15 protein-coding genes are annotated in these 18,960 nt (G+C 72.8%); 3 read left to right on the forward strand and 12 right to left on the reverse strand.

Annotation, left to right across the window (positions count from 1 at the left end; all coding sequences use genetic code 11):
- Nucleotides 1-84: 84 nt before the first annotated feature.
- From ACZ6RT_RS06790 to ACZ6RT_RS06800, 3 genes are read right to left on the reverse strand one after another with little or no spacing between them, the layout of a single operon-like run.
- The gene (locus ACZ6RT_RS06790) at nucleotides 85-1,170 is read right to left on the reverse strand and encodes a Zn-dependent alcohol dehydrogenase (protein WP_399186607.1); all 1,086 of its coding nucleotides are present in this window, start codon (nucleotides 1,168-1,170) and stop codon (nucleotides 85-87) included.
- A gap of 9 nt (nucleotides 1,171-1,179) precedes the next feature.
- The gene (locus ACZ6RT_RS06795) at nucleotides 1,180-1,374 is read right to left on the reverse strand and encodes a ferredoxin (protein WP_344893760.1); all 195 of its coding nucleotides are present in this window, start codon (nucleotides 1,372-1,374) and stop codon (nucleotides 1,180-1,182) included.
- Nucleotides 1,375-1,384: 10 nt separating this feature from the next.
- The gene (locus ACZ6RT_RS06800; protein WP_399186606.1) at nucleotides 1,385-1,849 is read right to left on the reverse strand and encodes a pyridoxamine 5'-phosphate oxidase family protein; all 465 of its coding nucleotides are present in this window, start codon (nucleotides 1,847-1,849) and stop codon (nucleotides 1,385-1,387) included.
- Between the two features lie 78 nt (nucleotides 1,850-1,927).
- On the opposite strand from ACZ6RT_RS06800, the gene ACZ6RT_RS06805 reads away from it, so the two are divergent.
- Nucleotides 1,928-2,575: a class I SAM-dependent methyltransferase gene (locus ACZ6RT_RS06805; RefSeq protein WP_344893766.1), complete on the forward strand. Its 648-nt coding sequence runs from the start codon at nucleotides 1,928-1,930 to the stop codon at nucleotides 2,573-2,575.
- On the opposite strand, the gene ACZ6RT_RS06810 is transcribed toward ACZ6RT_RS06805, so the two are convergent.
- The 6 genes from ACZ6RT_RS06810 to ACZ6RT_RS06835 form a co-directional block, all read right to left on the reverse strand.
- Entirely contained in the window at nucleotides 2,511-3,593 is a 1,083-nt protein-coding gene (locus tag ACZ6RT_RS06810) for an enediyne biosynthesis protein UnbU (RefSeq protein ID WP_470152492.1), read from the reverse strand. The two genes, ACZ6RT_RS06805 and ACZ6RT_RS06810, sit on opposite strands and share 65 nt — an antisense overlap.
- Nucleotides 3,590-5,524 carry a CRTAC1 family protein gene (locus tag ACZ6RT_RS06815; RefSeq protein WP_470152493.1) on the reverse strand — a complete coding sequence of 645 codons (1,935 nt, stop codon included), beginning with the start codon at nucleotides 5,522-5,524 and terminating at the stop codon, nucleotides 3,590-3,592. Before ACZ6RT_RS06815 ends, ACZ6RT_RS06810 begins: the two co-directional genes overlap by 4 nt.
- Nucleotides 5,525-5,704: 180 nt before the next feature.
- Nucleotides 5,705-6,625 (reverse strand): DUF1702 family protein, encoded by a 921-nt coding sequence (locus ACZ6RT_RS06820; RefSeq protein WP_470152494.1) that lies wholly within the window; start codon nucleotides 6,623-6,625, stop codon nucleotides 5,705-5,707.
- A gap of 1,116 nt (nucleotides 6,626-7,741) precedes the next feature.
- Nucleotides 7,742-8,794, reverse strand: a complete 1,053-nt coding sequence (locus ACZ6RT_RS06825; RefSeq protein ID WP_470152495.1) for a prenyltransferase — start codon at nucleotides 8,792-8,794, stop codon at nucleotides 7,742-7,744.
- Nucleotides 8,795-8,870: 76 nt separating this feature from the next.
- Complete coding sequence (locus ACZ6RT_RS06830; RefSeq protein WP_344893778.1) at nucleotides 8,871-9,584, reverse strand: class I SAM-dependent methyltransferase; 714 nt, start codon at nucleotides 9,582-9,584, stop codon at nucleotides 8,871-8,873.
- A 40-nt stretch (nucleotides 9,585-9,624) separates the two neighbouring features.
- Nucleotides 9,625-10,869, reverse strand: coding sequence for a glycosyltransferase family 4 protein (locus tag ACZ6RT_RS06835; protein ID WP_399186601.1), 1,245 nt, complete (start codon nucleotides 10,867-10,869; stop codon nucleotides 9,625-9,627).
- 290 nt (nucleotides 10,870-11,159) lie between these two features.
- On the opposite strand from ACZ6RT_RS06835, the gene ACZ6RT_RS06840 reads away from it, so the two are divergent.
- A complete protein-coding gene (locus ACZ6RT_RS06840; protein WP_399186600.1) occupies nucleotides 11,160-12,188 on the forward strand; it encodes a GDP-mannose 4,6-dehydratase in 1,029 nt (342 codons plus the stop codon).
- 183 nt (nucleotides 12,189-12,371) lie between these two features.
- On the opposite strand, the gene ACZ6RT_RS06845 is transcribed toward ACZ6RT_RS06840, so the two are convergent.
- Nucleotides 12,372-13,313, reverse strand: coding sequence for a L,D-transpeptidase (locus ACZ6RT_RS06845; protein ID WP_470152496.1), 942 nt, complete (start codon nucleotides 13,311-13,313; stop codon nucleotides 12,372-12,374).
- A gap of 357 nt (nucleotides 13,314-13,670) precedes the next feature.
- Here ACZ6RT_RS06845 and ACZ6RT_RS06850 point away from each other — a divergent pair, with 357 nt between their 5' ends.
- A complete protein-coding gene (locus ACZ6RT_RS06850) occupies nucleotides 13,671-14,870 on the forward strand; it encodes a macrolide family glycosyltransferase (protein ID WP_470152497.1) in 1,200 nt (399 codons plus the stop codon).
- Between the two features lie 172 nt (nucleotides 14,871-15,042).
- On the opposite strand, the gene ACZ6RT_RS06855 is transcribed toward ACZ6RT_RS06850, so the two are convergent.
- A complete protein-coding gene (locus tag ACZ6RT_RS06855) occupies nucleotides 15,043-16,248 on the reverse strand; it encodes a cytochrome P450 (RefSeq protein WP_470152498.1) in 1,206 nt (401 codons plus the stop codon).
- 237 nt (nucleotides 16,249-16,485) lie between these two features.
- Nucleotides 16,486-18,897: a glycoside hydrolase family 95 protein gene (locus ACZ6RT_RS06860; RefSeq protein ID WP_470152499.1), complete on the reverse strand. Its 2,412-nt coding sequence runs from the start codon at nucleotides 18,895-18,897 to the stop codon at nucleotides 16,486-16,488.
- Nucleotides 18,898-18,960: the final 63 nt, after the last annotated feature.

Below are 18,960 nucleotides of genomic sequence, written 5' to 3' on the forward strand. Positions count from 1 at the left end.
GGGTGATCTCTCACAGGTCCGGGGCCGGTCCGTCCCGTCACGGGACGGACCGGCCCCGGGCGTCCCCCGGGGCCGGCGGGAGCCTCAGTCCAGGACGACGACCTGGCGCAGCACCTCGCCGCCGCGCAGCGCCGCCACCGCGTCGTTGAGGTCGGCCAGCGCGATCCGGGAGCTGATCATGCTCTCCAGGTCGAGCTTGCCCGCCTTGTAGAGGCCGGCGAAGAACGGGAAGTCACGCCGGACGTCCGAGCCGCCGTACATCGAGCTGCGCAGCGTCTTGCCCTCGAAGAGCAGGTTGAAGGCGCTCAGCGAGACCATGTCGTCCATCGCGCCCGCGCCCACCACGATCACCTCGCCGCCGCGCCGGGCCGCCTGCCAGGCCGTCATGATGGTGGCGGACTTGCCGACGGCCTCGAAGGCGTAGTCGAACCCGGTGCCGCCGGTGAGCGTGCCGATCGCGTCGTTCAGCTCGCCGGGGGTGACGGCGTGGGTGGCGCCGACCTTCTTGGCCAGGGCGTGCTTGGACTCCAGCGGGTCGATCGCCAGGATCGTGCTCGCGCCGGAGATGCGGGCCCCCTGGATCACCGACAGGCCGATGCCGCCGGCGCCGACCACGACGACGGTCGAGCCGGGCCGTACCTTGGCCGTGTTGAGCGCCGCGCCGACACCGGTGGTCACGCCGCAGCCGATCAGGGCCGCCACCTCGAAGGGCACCTCGGGGTCGACCCGGATCGCGCCCTGCCAGGGCACGATGACCTCCTCCGACCAGGTGCCGCATCCGGCCATGCCGAACGCCGGGGTGTCGCCGTCGTAGCGGAAGCGGGCGTTGACGAAGCTGTCCATGACGTACGTCGTGCACAGGAACGGCTGGTTGACCAGGCAGTTCGCGCAGCTTCCGCACGTCGGGACCCAGTTGATGATGACGTGGTCGCCGGGCTGTACCGAGGTCACGTAGTCGCCGACCTCGACCACCTCGCCCGCTCCCTCGTGGCCGGGGATCACCGGCAGCGGCATCGGCAGCACACCGTTGATCACCGACAGGTCGGAGTGACAGACCCCGGTGGCCCTGATCCTGACGCGAACGTCCGTCGGGCCCACCGGGGCGAGGGTGAAGTCGTCGCGGATGTCGAGCATGTCGTCGCCGACGGCATGCAGAAGCGCACCACGCATGGGGTCCTCCTAGTTCTCCTCGAGGGAGAGGGCGGCTTTGGGACAGGACCGCACGGCGTGCCGGACGCGGTCCATCATCTCCGGCGGTGGCTCGGGCAGCAGCAGGTGCAGCTGATCGTCGTCGTCGAGTTCGAAGACCTCCGGAGCGAGTCCCGTGCAGATCGCATTGGCCTCGCACACCAGATAGTCGACTTTGATCTTCATATGGGCCTCCTCAGTCGGCGCCGGCGAGCTTACGGTGATCCCATGAGATCACTCGAGTGGGCTCTACCACGAAGGCGACCCTTTTGCGGCCGGTGTAGGCCACGTACTCGGTGAGCAGTTCCTCCGCGTCGGGCACCCCGGCCATCCGTCCGGCCACCGTCATGCCGACGCCGAGGACCCCCTCGCTGTCGTCGATCCTGCGCGCCACCCCGTAGACCAGGACGCCGCGAAGGTCGGAGTACTCCTCTCCGGCCTCGATCAGGCAGCTCACCCGCGCGTCGCGTTCGATGTTGCGCGTCTTCTGGGCCTTGCCGTAGGTCCAGAACGAGATCCTGCCCTCGGTCAGCCCGTAGAACATGGTCACCAGATGCGGTGTGCCGTCCGGGTTGATGGTTCCGAGCTGCAGTTTTCGTGACTCGTCGAGGAGGGTGGCCACCTCGTCGTCGGACATCGTGATGCGGGCGCGCTGGTTCACGGTGCAAAGTAGAACACGTTCCATAGGGTCGGGCAAGGGCCGTATGGAATATTATTCGGTGTCCAATAGTCTGCTGTGATGAGCATCGCCACCATGCCCGCCGACCTGCTGTACGCCGCCCAGCGCGCCAAGGGTTTCATGCCCCACGCCGAGGGGCTCGCGCTGTTCGAGACCGCCGCCGAGTACGGATCGCGCGGCCCGGTCTGCGAGATCGGCAGCTACTGCGGGAAGTCCGCCGTCTACCTCGGCGCGGGCGCGCGGCAGGCCGGTTCCGTGGTCTTCACCGTGGACCACCACCGTGGTTCCGAGGAGATCCAGCCCGGCTGGGCCCACCACGACCCCACGCTGATGGACCCCCGCTTCGGCAAGATGGACTCGCTGCCCACCTTCCGCGCCACCATCGCCGCCGCCGGCCTGGAGGAGGAGGTGATCGCGATCGTCGGCAGGTCCGGGCTCGTCGCCCGGTTCTGGAACACCCCGCTGGCGATGCTCTTCATCGACGGGGGCCACTCCGAGGAGCCGGTGACCGAGGACTACGAGGGATGGGCCCCGCACGTCATGCAGGGGGGAGCCCTGGTCTTCCACGACATCTACCCCGACCCGGCCACGGGCGGTCAGGCGCCGTACCGGGTGTACCGGCGGGTGCTCGACTCGGGCGCGTTCAGGGAGGTCCGCCAGGAGGGTTCGCTGCGGGTGCTGGAGCGGGTCGGCCCGGGGATCGGCTGACCCCCCGGCCGGGGACGTCCGCGTCCGGCGTCCCGGCGGACGGCCGGGAGAGGGACGGGACGAAGCGCGGGGAGGGGAGGAGACGGGCCGGCAGGAGCGGTCCCAGCTCCCGCCCCGCGCAGACGGCCACCAGGGCGAGGAACGGCCCGAAGACGACGTGCCACTGCACCAGCAGCCCGTAGACCGCCGCCGCGGCCAGGCCGAACCCGGCCTGCTCGCGGGGCCGTGCCGGGGAGGTGACCGGGTCGGCGATCACGTAACCGGCGTAGAGCGCGAAGGCCGTCCCGGTCATCGGAAGCAGGGCGGCGACCGTCGAGACGTCGGTGAGCCACCCCCTGACGAGCGCCTGGGCGGCGAACCCGGCCACCCATCCCAGGAGCAGCGGCAGCCTGCGGGCGAGCCAGGCGTGCACCACGCCCGCGGCCAGCACGGCCGACGGCACGATCAGGTCGAACGGCCCCGACACCCAGGCGGTGAACTGGTGGGACGGGGCCAGGGAGACCTGGGGCAGCAGCAGGAGCGCGGCGGCGACCCCGGTGGCCACCGGGTTCAGGAACGGCCGGCGCGGCAGGTACCCGCTGCCGACGCCGACCAGGACGGCCAGCACGACCGGCATGGGGCTCCCGCCGCCGTACAGCAGCATGGCGCAGAGCAGGCCGCAGACGTAGGAGGGCAGGAGGAGGTCGAGGACGCGGGCCCCGGGGACCCCGAGGTAGCGCACCGGGCGCCGCCACGCCCACGCCTCCACGGTCTCCAGCACGAGCGCGGCGACGACCCCGGTCAGCGCCCCGGCGACCGGTGCCGACCAGGGCTGCTCGAAGCCGAGCACGGTGTGCCCGAGCACGGTGAGCAGGGTGAGGGACGCAGCCGCCCACCGCGACGCCCGGCCCCGCCGCCGACCGCCACGCCCGTCGCGCCCGTCGCGCCCGGCGGTCGTGGTGGCCGTGGCGGTCCCGGTGGCCCCGGGACGGTTCCGGTACGTCCCGGCGGGCTCCGGGGTGGCGCGGCCGGTTCTCATGGCCGGACCTCGACGGCGCGTCCGTCCGCCAGCAGGACCCGGTGCCAGCCCGGTTCGAGGGAGATCGACGCGGTACGGGCCGTACCGCAGGCGTCCCTCCAGGAGACCTCGACGGCGAGGGGGGCGACCGGCAGGTCCGCGCCGAGACCGAAGAGCAGTTCGGGCGCGGAGAAGCCGTTGTGCCCGACGGCGGGGTAGAGCTGACGGGTCCGCGTGCCGCCACCGGGCAGGCGCACCGTGGCGACGGCCCCGATGGCGGCCCGCGTCGGCCCGGGACCGGCCGGGGCGGGCGTGCCGCAGGAACCGGTGGGCAGGCGGAGCCGCAGGCCCACGAACGGCGCCGTGGGGCCGTGGTTGCCGTAGAGCACCGACCGCGCCCACTGGTTGGCGACCGCGAAGTCCAGCCGCCCGTCGTCGTCCACGTCCCCCACGGCGAAGGCCCGGCTCACCGCGTCGCCGCCGACCCCGGCCGAGGCGGCCACGTCCGCGTACCGGCCGTCCGGGCCCGCCGTGTAGAAGGTGTCGGCCTCGCGCCCGGACACGTCGTCCCCGGCGTCCAGGACGGGCCAGAACGCCGGACGGGAGAGGAAGGGGTCACCGGTGGAGGCAGCCTCGTGCAGCTGCGCCCACCGGTCCACCTCACCCCTGAGGAACCCGGTCGCGTGCATGATCTCGTCGGTGCCGTCGTTGTCGAAGTCGGCGGCCTTGACGTCCCAGGACCAGCCGCCCCGGCTCAGTCCCAGCTCCTCGGCGCGGTCGCGGTAGGGCGCGAGCCCCGCGTGCAGCCCGCCGGGTCCGGACACGAAGGCGAGGTTGCTCTCGTGCGGCCCGCGTTCCCCCGCTGCGTTGCTCACCAGGATGTCCGGCCTGCCGTCGGTGTTGAGGTCGGTGAAGCCGACCCCCATGCCCTTGAACGAGTCCCGGCCCAGGACCCGGGAACGGGGGGTCACCGGGTCCGCCGGGCCCCGGGCCTCGGTGAACCTGATCCTGCCGGGCGCCGACTCGTTGACCAGCAACCGGTCCGGGCCGAAGTCGTTGGCCACGTACAGCTCGGGGCGCCCGTCGCCGTCGAGGTCCTGGGTGCCCAGCGCGAGCGTCCAGCCTCCGCCGCCGAGCTCGTCGAACACCCCCTCGGCCTCGGCGAAGGTCGCCGGGCCCGTGGCGCGGTAGAGCCGGTCGGTGCCGCCGTTGGAGGCGGCCGACAGCGAGTCGGGCATCACGGCCGCGTCGGCGTCGGCGTCGGTGCCGGTGCCGGTGCCGGTATCGGTGCCGGTACGGGCCCCGCCCAGCGCCAGGACGCCGTCGGGGAGGTAGTTGCCGAACACCAGGTCCAGGCGGCCGTCCCCGTCGAAGTCACCGGCCGTGGCGGCGCCGGTGTTCCAGATCTCCCGTTCGGTGGTCAGCGGGCGGTGCCGGAAGGCCGTCCCGGACGGCAACGCCCAGGGCACCCGCAGGAACAGCGAGGGGGAGCGCCCCCAGTAGTAGACGACCAGGTCCTCCCAGCCGTCCTGGTCGAGATCGGCGGGCAGGCACCCCGTCGGGGCCTCGTACGGCCTGCGGTCCGGGGGGACCAGTGTGAACGGCCGGTAGGACCGGGAGGTGCCCGGCGCGGGCCTGACGGTCACGGTGTCACGACGGGGGTCGACCAGGCAGACGTCGTCGGCGACGACCTCGCCGTCCACGTCGAACAGCGCGACCGCCGCCCCCGGCGCCGACACCCAGCCCCGGACGTTCGCGTACCCGGGCGCGACCGTCCGCAGGACCCGGTCACCGGGTGCGGTGGGCGGGCTCAGCGGCCTGGCGTGGAAGGAGAAGGCGGTCGTTCCCGCGCCGGGAGGCTCCGGCGGGAGGGCGAGCCGCCAGCCGGTGACGACGGACAGCACGGCCAGAGCCCCGGCCGCGTACCTGCGAACTCCCGACATCGCGGTCATCGCCCCTTCGAGTCACCGTCTCACCGTCCGAGTCACCGTCCGAGTCACCGTCGCCGGTCACCGTCACGGGCCGTCGCCGCGGTACGCCGTCGCGAGCCGTCATCGCGGTACGCCGTCGCGAGTCACCGTCGCCGTTCACCGTCACGGGCCGCTGTCACGGGCCGCCGTCGTGGCACGTCGTCATGTGTCGCGGTCGCGGCGTGCCCACGCCTTCCGGATCCCCGCCCGCCAGGCCTGGTAGTCCTCGCCGCTGCAGGCGTTGTGGCCCAGCGCGACGAGGGCGGTGTCCGTCCAGGCCGCGGCCTCGTCCACCTCGGCCCCGCAGAGCACGGGGGCGGCGGCGACGGTGTGGTCGGGGACGACGCCCGAGATCAGCCGGAAGGCGCACGCGAAGGCGGAACCCTGGGCGAGGTGGGCGCGGAAGCCGTCCCCGGACGCGGCCGAGGCCAGCCTCTCCAGGTCCCTGGTGCTCGCGCCCCCCACGTAGGTCGCGGCCAGGCCCGCGCCGCTCCACAGGTCGGCGCGGCGACCGGCGGGGAACTCGGCGATGCGCAGCGCGACGTCTTCCGCCCTCGCGCACTCGTGGAACCAGAGCATCCGCCCCAGCCCCTGGTCGAAGATCGCCCGCCGGGTACGGTCCATGAGCCCGGCCGTGCGCTGGCGGCCCACCGTACGGTCGGCGCAGAAGAAGCCCTGGTGGAAACCGAACCCGTCGTGGGCCATCCAGCGCAGGAGCGGGTGGACCGAGCGGATGCCCCACATCGGCCGCAGCCGCATGCGGGCGTACGCCCAGCCGGTGCCCAGGTGGATCAGGTGCGGATGGAGCAGTCCCTGGCCGCTCAGCAGCTCCCTGAGCCGCCGCCCGCCGGTGAGGGTGAGCACGTCGAGGGTCGCGCAGGCCATGCCGGCACCCTCGTACGCGAAACCGCGCAGGTCGTCGCGGAGGTCGTCGATCCGTCCGGGCTCTCCGGCGACCATCGCGTTGAAGCCGGTCGTGAACGACCGTCCCGCCTCCTCCAGCCGGTCGCGTGCCGGTCCCAGCCGGAACCTCCGCATCCCGAGCCTCACCTGGCCGGGGTCCTGCCACAGCAGCCGGGACACGCCCCTGGACCGTGCCGGTACCGGCGCCGGAACGCCCAGCCGTGGCGCCGGTCCCGATCCCGGCGACGGTACCGGGCCCTGCACGGGTTCCCGGGGAGCAGGCGTCCGGGGCAGGGGGAGGGACGGCGCGGAGGACGACGACGGGGACGACGGCGACGGGGACGACGGCGACGGGACCACGGGCGCGGGCGACAGGGTGTTCACGAGATCCAGGAGGTCGTGCTCGGACGGCACGTCCGAGGCACTCGCGGAACCCGCGGGGCCGACAGGGTTCGTGGAGCCCGCAGAACCCGCGGAGCCCGTGAAGTTCGTGACGCCCGTGGATCGCGCGGAGCCCGTGGAACCGGAAGCGCCCGTGGAGTTCGACGCACCCGTGGAACCGGCGGAACTCTTGAGATCCGTGGCACCGGCAGAGCCCGCAGAACCCGCAGAGCCCGCAGAGCCCATGGCGCCGGCAGGGTTCGTGGATCCCGCAGAACCCGCGGAGGTCGCAGAGGCCGGGGAACCGGTGGAGTCCGAGGCGCCCGTAGAACCGGCAGAACTCGCAGAACCCGTGGAACCGGCAGAGCCCACGGAGCCCCTGCCCCCCGGGGAGAGCGAGGAGACCGACCGGCCCGTCGGGTTCCGGGGGGCCGGGGGTGCCGGGCGGTCCGGTGACGTGGGTGAGGCGGGTGACGCCGTCGCCGGCGGGCTCGTCGTGTCCGGTCGCGGGATCGCCGTGTCCGAGCTGCCGCGAGGGGCGGGGGCCGAAGGGGCCGGGGTCCGCGGGGAGGTGCTCCCGGTCCCCGGTGCCCCGCGAGGGGTCCGCTCCCGGAGCTGCTCCGACGTCTTCTCGGGAACCTTCTCCGAGACGGCCTCCGCGGCCTTCTCCGGAACGCTCCCCGAGTCTCTCCCCGCGGTCCCGGCTTTCTCCGAAGCCCTTTCCGAGGCCCTCTCCGGGACCGCCCCGGACCGGGTCTCCGCTCCGGTCTCCGTGCCGTCATCGCTCTGGGTTACCGTACGAGTGCCCTCCGCATTACTCACGGACCCGAAGGTAGTGAGCGGCGATCGGCCCTTCAAGCACCGCGTTTCCGGTTGCGGGCAAAGAAAACACCCGTCCGTGCCGGAGGCGCTGTGTCAGCCCCGGGAGCGGGCGTGACTGCACCCGCAGGCGGCGGTGGGGCGGTCGGTCACGTACGCGCCCGCGTCGCGGAAGATCCCGGAGGCCGGGGTGTACCCGGCCAGCGCGTCGGCGGCGAGCACGACGGCGGCGGCGGTGTAGGCGGAGCGCTCGTGCGGGAACCACTTCTCGTTCACGAACTGCCAGCCGGTCCAGTACGAACCGTCCTCGTGCCGCAGGTGCTGCATGTCCGCGAACAGTCCGGCCGCCCGTTCCCGGTCGCCGAGCGCGTCCAGCGCGAGCACCAGCTCGCACGTCTCGGCGCCGGTCACCCACGGCTGGTCGGAGACGCAGCGGATGCCGAGCCCCGGCTCGACGAACGTGTCCCACTCCTCGGCCAGCCGCGCCTCGGCGGCCGGGCCGCGTACCGCGCCGCCCAGGATCGGGTAGTACCAGTCCATCGAGAACCGGCTCTTGTCGGCGAACGCCTCGGGGTGCGCGGCGAGCACGTGGCCGAGCTGGTCGGCGGCCAGTTCCCAGTCCGGCTGCGGGTCGCCCAGGTGCTCGCCCAGCAGCACGCCGCAGCGCAGGCCCTGGTGGATGGAGGCGCACCCGGTCAGCAGGGCGTACCCGGCGGCGCGGCCGTCCGCGGCGCGTTCCCAGACGATCTCACCTCGGGTGGTCTGCAGGCCGACCACGAAGTCCAGCGCGGCCCGGACGGACGGCCACATCCCGCGGGTGAAGTCCTCGTCCCCGGTCACCAGCAGCTCGTGCCAGACCCCGACCGCGATGTACGCGGCGTGGTTGGACTCCCCGCCCTGCTCGACGGCCTCGCCCCCGACCAGCTTCATCGGCCAGGAACCGTCGTCCCGCTGGGTGCGGGCCAGCCAGTCGTACCCCCGGCGCACCGGGCCGGTCAGCCCCGCCACGCTCATCGCCATCAGGCACTCGACGTGGTTCCAGGCGTCCACGTGCCCCTCGGGCCACGGGACGCCGCCGTCGGCCTCCTGCACGGCCGCGATGCTCCGGGCGGTCCGGACGACCTGCTCCCACTCCATCGGGTCGCTCACCGCTCCTCCGCCGCGCGGACCGCCTCGTCCCCCGGCCGGCCGCAGCGCCCGCCGGGCCGCTTCCCGTACGGGAAGGTCATGCCGGCTTCCGGACGTAGAGCACCACGCTCTTGCCGATGAGCGGGTTGAGCACCGCCTCGGCGATCCGGGTGGCGGCGGGGCGCTTCATGATGTCCCAGACCAGCAGCTCGTGGTACGCCTTGGCCAGCGGGTGCTCGTCGTTGTTCACCCCGACCGCGCACTTGATCCACCAGTACGGCGCGTGCAGGCCGTGGGCGTGGTGGTGCGGCCCGACGATGAAGCCCGTCGACTTGAGCTTCGCGCTCAGCTCGGCCAGCGTGTAGATGCGGACGTGTCCCCCGGGGGCGGTGTGGTACGCCTCGTCCAGGGCCCAGCAGATCCGCTCCGGCAGGAAGCTGGGCACGGTGACCGCCGCCCGGCCGCCCGGCTTGAGCACCCTGAAGATCTCCCGCATCGCGGCCATGTCGTCGGGGATGTGCTCCAGCACCTCCGCGGCGATCACCCGGTCGAAGCTGCCGTCCTCGAACGGCATGTCCAGCGCGTCGCCCGTCACGGTCTCCCCGGTCGCCTCGGGCGGCACCTCCCCGGCCTTGTCCATCGCGGAGAACATGGTCGCCACGCCCTCCAGCTCGCCCGCGTCCATGTCGAAGGCCACCACGTCGGCGCCGCGCCGCAGCACCTCGAAGGCGTGGCGCCCGGCGCCGCACCCCAGGTCCAGCACCCGGTTCCCGGGGCCCACGGGCAAGCGGTCGAAGTCGACGGTCAGCACTGGCCGCTCCTTGTGAAGGGGGATTCGTTACGGGAGGTCGTCACTTCGCCCGGCGGGCGCGGATGGCCTCGTGGTAGGCCTCCACGGTCCGCTGGGCCACGACGTTCCAGGTGAAGCGCTCCATGACGCGGTCGTACCCCTTGCGGCCCACCGCGGCGCGCTCCTCGGGAGAGTCGTGCAGCCGCCGCAGGACCGCGGCCAGCTCCTCGGGGTCTCCCGGGGTCACCTGCACGGCGGCGTCGCCGACGACCTCGGGCAGCGCCCCGGTCCGGCTGGCGACCAGCGGGGTGCCGCAGGCCATGTGCTCGACGGCGGGCAGCGAGAAGCCCTCGTACAGGGAGGGGACGACGGAGATCTCCGAGGTGGCGATCAGCTCGCCCAGCTCGGTGTCGGAGATGCCGTGCACGAACGTCACCCGGTCCTGCAGCGCCAGCTCGGCGACGAGCTTCTCGGTCGGGCCTCCCGGGGTGGGCCTGCTGACCACGGTCAGGTTGACGTCGCGCTCGGTGGCGAGTTTGGCCACCGCCCGCAGCAGCGTGGCGACGCCCTTCATCGGGGAGTCGGCGCTGGCCACGGCCACGATGGACCCGGGCCGCTTGGGCATCTCCGGGCGCGGGTGGAAGTAGCGGGTGTCGACGCCCAGCGGGATGAGCCGCATGTTCTTCTGCGGCACGTTGAAGTCGCGGTGGATGTCGGCGAGGGAGGACTCGCTGACGGTCAGGATCGGGTCGAGGCGCGGCGCGACCTTGGCCTGCATGCGCACGAAGCCGTACCAGCGGCGCATCGGGATCTTCTTGCGCAGCGGGGCGGCCTTCAGCTCGATGCGCCGGTCCACGCTGATCGGGTGGTGGATGGTCCCGACCACCGGGAACAGCTTCTGGATGCCCAGCAGGCCGTAGCCGAGGGTCTGGTTGTCCTGCACCACGTCGAAGTCGCCGACGCGCTTCTTCAGCTCCCGGTACGCCCGCAGGGTGAAGGTCAGCGGCTCGGGGAAACCCGCGGTCCACATGGTCCCGACCTCAAGCAGGTCGATCCAGTCGCGGTACTCGCTCAGGCGGGGGGTGCGGAACGGGTCCTCGTCGCGGTACAGGTCGAGGCTGGGGATCTTGGTGAGGACGACGCCCTCGTCCAGTTCCGGGTAGGGCTGGCCGGAGAAGACCTCCACGCTGTGCCCGAGGGCGACCAGCTCACGGCTGAGATGGCGCAGGTAGACGCCCTGCCCACCGCAGGTCGGCTTACTGCGATACGACAGCAGTGCGACCCGCAGTGATTCAGCACCCGGCACGGCAACCCCCTTATCATCCTGTCCGAAAGGGGACAGGTACCGTGAAAGATGACCTTAGTCCTCGGACCCTACCATTCGGTGGCTCTGTTATACCCGATGTGTAATTGTTCCCAGTGGCCGCCCCATGGCGTGCGAGCTGGGAGGTTGAGCTTACCGAACGTAGTTCTGTGTAACGTGTTCTAGGGATACGGGCAGGCGCATGATGCCCGCGTGAGGGTCTGAGGGTACATTCGCCAATCAAACGGCATGAGACCGCACAAGGTCCCGCCCCCGCAAGCGAGGAGGACGCGTTGGCCAGGCGCGCACTGATCACCGGCATCACCGGGCAGGACGGTTCCTACCTGGCCGAGTGCCTGCTGGACCAGGGGTACGAGGTCGCCGGGCTCGCCCGGGGACAGGCCAACCCGCGCGTCTCGCGGCTCCGCAAGCTGCTCCAGGACGTCCAGCTCGTCCGTGGCGACCTCCTCGACCAGGGGTCGCTGATCTCGGCCGTGGAGAAGGTCCAGCCCGACGAGGTCTACAACCTGGGCGCCATCTCGTTCGTCCCCATGTCGTGGGAGCAGGCCGAGCTCACCGCCGAGGTGACCGGGATGGGTGTGCTGCGCATGCTGGAGGCCATCCGGGTCTGCTCGGGGATCTCCTCCTCGCGCACGGTCGCCGGGTCGGACCAGATCCGCTTCTACCAGGCGTCCTCGTCGGAGATGTTCGGCCAGGTCCGGGAGACCCCGCAGACCGAGATCACCCCCTTCCACCCCCGTTCCCCGTACGGGGTGGCCAAGGCGTACGGGCACTTCCTGACGCAGAACTACCGCGAGTCGTACGGCATGTACGCGGTGTCGGGGATCCTGTTCAACCACGAGTCGCCGCGCAGGGGTGCGGAGTTCGTCACCCGCAAGGTCACGCTCGGCGTGGCCAGGATCAAGCTCGGTCTCGCCTCGGAGCTGCGCCTGGGCAACATGGAGGCCCGCCGGGACTGGGGCTTCGCCGGGGACTACGTCCGCGCCATGCACCTGATGCTCCAGGCGGACGCCCCCGAGGACTACGTGATCGGCACCGGCCGCACCCACACCGTCCGTGACCTCGTGCAGGCCGCCTTCACGGCGGCCGGCCTGGACTGGGAGCGGTACGTCGTCACCGACCAGACCCTGCACCGCCCGGCCGAGGTCGACCTGCTCTGCGCCGACCCGAAGAAGGCCCGCGTCCAGCTGGGCTGGGAGCCCACGGTCGCCTTCGAGGAGCTCGTCGCGATGATGGTCGAGGCGGACGTCAAGCTGCTCTCCGACGGCGGCGACCCCGACCAGGACTCCTCCTGGCCCTGACCCGCCCTGCTCCGTTCTGCTCCGACCTGGCCTGACCGGCTCCGGCCTGACGTGCCCCGACCGGCTCTGCCCCGACCGGCTCGGCCCGGTCCTGCTCCGATCGACCCGGCCCGGCCCGACCTTGACACGGACAGGGCTTTGCCCTGGTCCGGTCCGTGTCCTTCGGGCGTGCCCGGGTCACGCTCAGCCGGTGATCAGGACGGGGCTGCCCAGCGGGATCGTGGACAGCAGCCGCAACGCGGCCGCAGGGACCCGGACGCAGCCGTGGCTCACCGCGCGGCCGAACGCGGTCCTGTCCGGCCAGCCGTGCAGGGCGATCGTCCCCGGCCCTCCCTCGAAGGTCCGCAGGGTCCCCGAGTGCGCGCCCAGCGCGAGGAAGAGCGGGCTGTAGGTCGCGGGGGTCGGTGCCAGCGAGGCGAGCAGGAACGTCCGCCCCCGGGGCGTGGGCGTGCCGGGCGCCCCCACCGCCACCGGCCACGAGCCCACCTCGCGGTCGCCGTCGAACACGGTGAGCCTGCGCGCGGCCAGCCCGACCTCCACCCGGTACGTGCTCCGGACGACGCGCACCCCTCCGCCCCCGGTGTACAGCCAGCCGGTGGACCGGTTCGGCCGGCTCGGCAGCAGCACCCGGTCCCAGCCGGGGAGCCGCTCCACCACCGGTACCCAGGTCGGGCCCGCGAGCTGGGTGGGCGGCAGCACCCCCACCGGCGGTCCGCCGGGACGGGCGTAGATCACCTGCTCCCGCCGGGGATGGACGACGAGCCCGTCGACGGGCCGGAACGGGTCGGGGTCGCGGGGAGCCCGTCGCAGCGTCGCGTACGTCGTGGCGGCCGGAAGCCGGGCCAGCCGCGCCGCCGGGACCGGTAGCGGGGCGATCCGCTCCTGACGCTGGGCGGGCTCGTGCGGGGCGGCGCTGAGGAGGGGCGTCGGCGGTGCGGCGGACGGCCCGGTGGGCGGGGCGGGCGTCCCCTGCGTGCAGGAGGAGAGCGAGAGCGCGCAGAGCGGCACCGCGCCGAGCGGGACCAGCAGGCGGAGGAGCCGCGAGCGGGACGGTCGAGCGGTGAACAGGGCCGCCGGGGTCACCGGGGCCGTGGGGGCCACCGGGGCCGTGGGCCGTTTCACCATCGTGGACGCGCCCCCCGTCGTCTCAGATCACGTCGCTTCAGATCACGTCACGTCAGGTGACGTCGTCTCAGATCACGTCGCCTCGGATCACGTCGTTCCGGAGCGCGTCGCCCGGGACGGAGCGGCCGGGCTCGCGACCTCTCGTTCCCCGCAAGGACTCGATGCCCGCTGCGAGGCGCCGGGTCGCCCAAGGTTCGTTGAAGGCTCGGTCCGCTTCCCGTTCCGAACGGATCACCGACGGTCCTTCAGAGAGACGAGACGTACCGTCTTGACATGATCGGGGCCTTAGGTGCATGCTTGGGCTCATCGCGAGACGAGACGTCTCGCGAGAAAGCTTCCCACCCTTCGGAGGACCCCATGACCCGCCGCGCCCACATCGCCATGGTCAGTATCCCGGCCCCGGGTCACGTGAACCCGAGCATCGAGGTGATCAGGGAACTGGCCGCCCGGGGGCACCGGGTGACCTACGCCAACGACCCCTCCTACGCCGAGATCGTCGCGGAGGCCGGGGCCGAACCGGTGCTCTACGACTCGCTCCTGCCCAAGGTGGACTCCGGTACGTGGCCCGAGGATCCGGTCGGCCAGATCGACCTCTTCCTGCGTGACGCGATGGCGATGCTGCCGACGCTGCGCGCCGCGTACGAGAACGACCGTCCCGACCTGTTCCTCTACGACATCGGCGGGTACGCCGTGCGGGTGCTCGCGGAGAACTGGGGGATCCCGCTGATGCAGCTCTCGCCGACGTACGTCGCCTGGGAGGGCTACCGCGAGGACATGGCGCCGATGATCGAGGAGTTCGAGAAGGCTCCGGGCGGCGCCGAGCACTACCGGCGTTTCGACGAGTGGCTCGCGGACAACGGCCTCGGCCACCTCGACTCCCACGAGTTCTCCGGACGCCCGCCCCGGGCGCTGGCGCTCATCCCGAAGGTCATGCAGCCCAACGCGGACCGGGTCGACCCGGCCAGGATCACCTTCACCGGGCCGTGCTTCTCGGTGCGGCCCCACCAGGAGCCCTGGAAGCGCCCCGAGGGAGCGGAGAAGGTCCTGCTCGTCTCGCTCGGGTCGACCTTCACCGACGTGCCCGACTTCTACCGCGCCTGCCTGACCGCCTTCGGCGACCTGCCCGGCTGGCACGTGGTGCTGCAGATCGGCAGGCACATCGACCTCGACGGCCTGGGGGAGATCCCGTCCAACGTCGAGGTGCACCGCTGGGTGTCGCAGCTGTCGATCCTGGAACAGGCCGACGCGTTCGTCACCCACGCGGGCATGGGCGGCACCCAGGAGGGCCTGTACTGCGGCGTCCCGATGATCGCCGTTCCCCAGGCCGCCGACCAGTTCGGCAACGCCGACAGGCTGGTGGAGCTCGGCGTCGGCCGCCGCATCGACACCGGGGAGGCCACCCCCGAGGCGCTGCGCACGGCCCTGCTCGACCTCACCACCGATCCGCGGGTCGCCGAGCGGCTGGCCGGGATCCGGGCCGAGGTCCGCGCGGAGGGCGGCACCCCCCGGGCGGTCGCCCTGATCGAGGAGATGCTGGCCGGTGTCCCGTCCCGCTAGACGCGGCCCCCGGCCCTCCCGGACCCCGGCCCTCCCGGACCCCGGCCCTCCCGGACCCCGGCCCTCCCGGACCCCGGCCCTCCCGGACCCGGCCTCTTCGAACCCGGGCCGTCCGGCACCCCGGCCGTCCCGGATCCCGGCCCGGACTCGGGTCCCGGGTCCCGGCCCGGACTCAGCCCACGGTGACCGGCAGGTCCTTGATGCCGTTGATGAAGTTGGAGCGCAGGCGGCGGGCCGGGCCCGCCTGCTCCAGCTTCGGCAGCCGCTCGGCCAGCACCTCGAAGAGCACCCGCAGCTCCAGCTTGGCCAGGTGGTTGCCGAGGCAGAAGTGGGCCCCGCCACCACCGAAGCCGATCTGCGGGTTGGGGTCGCGGCCGATGTCGAAGGTGTCCGGGTCGGCGAACACGTCCTCGTCGCGGTTGGCGGAGCTGTAGAAGACCACGATCTTGTCGTTCTCCTTGACCTCCTGCCCGCCGATCACCGTGTCGGTGGTGGCCGTACGGCGGAAGAGGTTCACCGGGGAGACCCAGCGGACGATCTCGTCGGCCGCGGTGCCGGCGAGCGAGGGGTCGGTGACCAGGCGCCGCCACTGCTCGGGGTGCTCGAAGAAGGCCAGCATGCCCCCGGAGGCGGCGTTGCGGGTCGTCTCGTTGCCCGCCACCACGAGCAGCAGCACGAACAGGTCGAACTCCTCCTCGGTGAGCGTGTCCCCCGCGGCGTCGGGCATGATCAGCTTGGTGACGATGTCCTCGCGGGGCTGCCGGCGACGTTCGGCGGCCAGCGCGTTGGCGTAGGCGTAGACCTCACCGGCCGCGTTCGCCCCCTCGCCGGGGTCGGCCGCGTAGTCCGGGTCCTCGGCCCCGATCATCTGGTTGGACCAGTTGAAGAGCTTGTCCCGGTCCTCGGGCGGGGCGCCGAGCAGCTCGCAGATCACGTACAGCGGCAGCGGGGCCGAGATGTCCCGGACGAAGTCGACCGAGCCGCGTCCCTTGGCCTCGTCCACCAGCTGGTGGCAGATCTCGCGGATGTGCCCCTCCAGGGCGCCCATCATGCGCGGGGTGAAGCCCCGGTTGACCAGGGAGCGGCGCCGGGTGTGCTCCGGCGGGTCCTGGTTGAGCATCATCAGCCGCTGCAGGGCCCGCTGGTCCTCGGGGACCTCGTTGAAGAGCGCGAGCTTCCTGCTGGAGGAGAACAGGTCGGAGTGGCGGGAGACGTGCACCACGTCGGCGTGCTTGGTGACCGCCCAGAAGCCGGGCCAGCCCCGCTCGGCGTCCCCCGGATGCGCGTAGACCGGCGCGTTGGCCCTCAGCCAGGCCATCTGGTCGTACGGGGCGCCGTTCCGCCAGTAGAAATCCTGGTCGACCAGATCGATGTCCATCGGTCCTCCTGCGGAGCCGGGTCGGCGTTCTCGGACGGCGCGCGGGCCGGGGGGCCCGCGGGCGCGGATGACGTGCCCTTCGTCCGGGCGGCGCGTTCCTCGCGGGACGGCCGTCGCGGACGCGGCGGTCGCCGGAGTCCCTGTCCACCGCCGGGCACACCGAACCGCCGAGCGTTCGAGCGTACGCTTGGCAGGATACCTTTCTGAAACGTGTTCTATTACGCGACGGGGGGTCCGTCAACCCGGTGCCCCCGCGTCGGCGGTGACGGTGTAGGACTCCCCGGCGCGGGCGTCGATGGTCAGCAGGTCCCCGTCGCGGGTCGTGCGGGGTCTCCTGCCCGCGGCGTCCCGGACGTCGTGGGGACCGGCGATCACGGCCGCGCGGACCCTGAGCGGGCCGGTCCTGCCCGCACGGAGGACGATCCGCGCGGCCGCGCCACCGGTCCAGGAGACGTCCACGGTCACGTCCCCGCGGGCGCGCAGGCCGGTGACCGAGCCCCGCGGCCAGGCCGCCGGCAGTGCGGGCAGCACGTGGACCGTGCCGTGCGCGCTCTGCAGCAGCATCTCGGCCATGCCGGAGACGGCGCCGAAGTTGCCGTCGATCTGGAACGGCGGGTGGGTGTCCCAGAGGTTGTCCAGGGTGGAGCCCCTGAGCTGCTCGGCGAGCATCCGGTGGGCGTGGTCCCCGTCCAGCAGCCGCGCCCAGAAATTGATCTTCCACGCCTTGCTCCAGCCGGTGCCGCCGTCGCCCCGCGCGGTGAGCGAGACCCGGGCCGCCTCCGCCTCCGGAGTGCCGGCCCTCACCCGGGAGCCCGGATGCAGGGCGTACAGGTGCGACAGGTGCCGGTGGGTGTCGCCGGGGTCGTCCCAGTCGCCCTTCCACTCCTGCAGCTGCCCCCAGGACCCGATCCGGACGCCCGGGTCGAGCCTGGCCAGCGCGTCCGCGATCTCCGCCTGGAGGGCAGGGTCCTCCCCGAGTTCCCGGGCCGCCTCCAGGGTGGTGGTGAGCAGGTCGAGGACGATCTGCTGGGACATGGCGGCGCCCGCGGAGAAGTCGCCGTGCTCGGGGGAGTAGCTCGGGGAGACCACCAGCGTGCCGTCGCGCGGGTCGACGTGCAGGGTGTCCAGCCAGAACACCGCGGCCTCCCGCATCACCGGGTACGCGGTCCCGCGCAGGTAGGACGGGCCGGCGCCGAACAGGTGACGCTCGTACATCTGCCGGGCCAGCCAGGCCGCCGCCTCCGGGAACCAGAACGCGGTGGCCCAGTCGTGCACGCCGGTGAAGCCGAACGGGGTGGTCTCGTCGTGCACCACCCAGCCGCGCGCGCCGAACATCCGCCGCGCGCTCTCGCGGCCGGGCGCCACCAGTGACGTGACGTAGCGGTCGTACGGCTCGGCCGTCTCGGCCAGGTTGGCCGGCTCGGCGGGCCAGTAGTTCATCTGCAGGTTGATGTTGACGTGGTAGTCGGCCGACCAGGGAGGGTTCACCGAGTCGTTCCACACCCCCTGCAGGTTGGCCGGGAGGGACCCCGGCCGGGAGGAGGCGATGAGCAGGTAGCGGCCGTAGGCGAAGAACAGCGCCTCCAGCGCCCGGTCGCCGTCCGAGGGGCCCCCGGTGTAGGCGGCGCGGAGCCTGTCGGTCGGGACGTCCGCGGGGAGGGGGGCGAGGTCCAGCCGGCACCGGTCGAACAGCGCCCGGTGGTCGGCCCGGTGGACGGCTCTGAGCCGCTCGTACGGCGTGCCGGCCGCCTCGTCCACCGCCGCGGTGACCCGGGCGCGCGGGTCGGCGCCCCGGTAGCGGGGGTGGGCGTCGGCGTAGTCGGTGCCCGCCGACAGCACGAACACCGCCTCGTCGGCACCCTCGACGGTGACGTGACCGTCGCCGTCGACGCGGGTGCCGCCGCGCGCGACGACCTGGACCTGCGCCTCGAACCTCATGCCGTTGTCGGCGAGCGCGCCCCGCAGGGTCAGGCGTCCCCCGGACACCGTGACCCGCGCGCCGGGGTGCGGGCACGACAGGCGCAGCGTGAAGGAGACCCGGCCCGGGGCGCCGGTGGAGATCCGCCCGACGACGACGCCGCCGGGGTGGGAGGCGAAGTACTCGCGCAGGTGCTCCACCCCGCCCGAGGTGTAGCCGACCCTGGCGACGGCCTCGCCCAGATCCAGCTCCCGCCGGTAACCGGTCACGCCCGCGCCGTCCCTGTCGCTCTCTTCGGCCCCTCCGGACGTCCCGGCCCCTCCGGACGTCCCGGATGCCCCGGACGTCCCGGATGCCCCGGACGTCCCGGACCCGTCCGCCAGGTCGATCCAGAGGTCGCCGAAGGGCTGGTAGGCGCCGTACCCCCGTCTCGGCTGCCCGAGCAGGGCGGCCACCGCCTCGGGGGACATCCTGCCCTCGGCGTCGATGCGCGCCCTGACCTCGGCGAGCGCCCCGGGCCGCGGACGGGTCCAGTCGCCGTGGTCGTAGCCCTCGGAGCCGGGTCCGCCGGTCCACAGGGACTTCTCGTTGAACTGGATCCGTTCGCGGCCGACGCCGCCGAACACCATGGCGCCCAGCGCGCCGTTGCCGATCGGCAGCGCCTGGGTCTCCCAGTCGGTCGCGGGCGCGTCGTACCGGAGGACCGGGTCGTCGGGGTGCGGTGTCGTCATGATCGTTCACTGCTCCGGTGGTGGCGGGATCGGGGCCGTACGGCCGGATGGAAGGGGGCGCGG

It is taken from the genome of Streptosporangium sp. NPDC050148 (genome assembly GCF_055586505.1).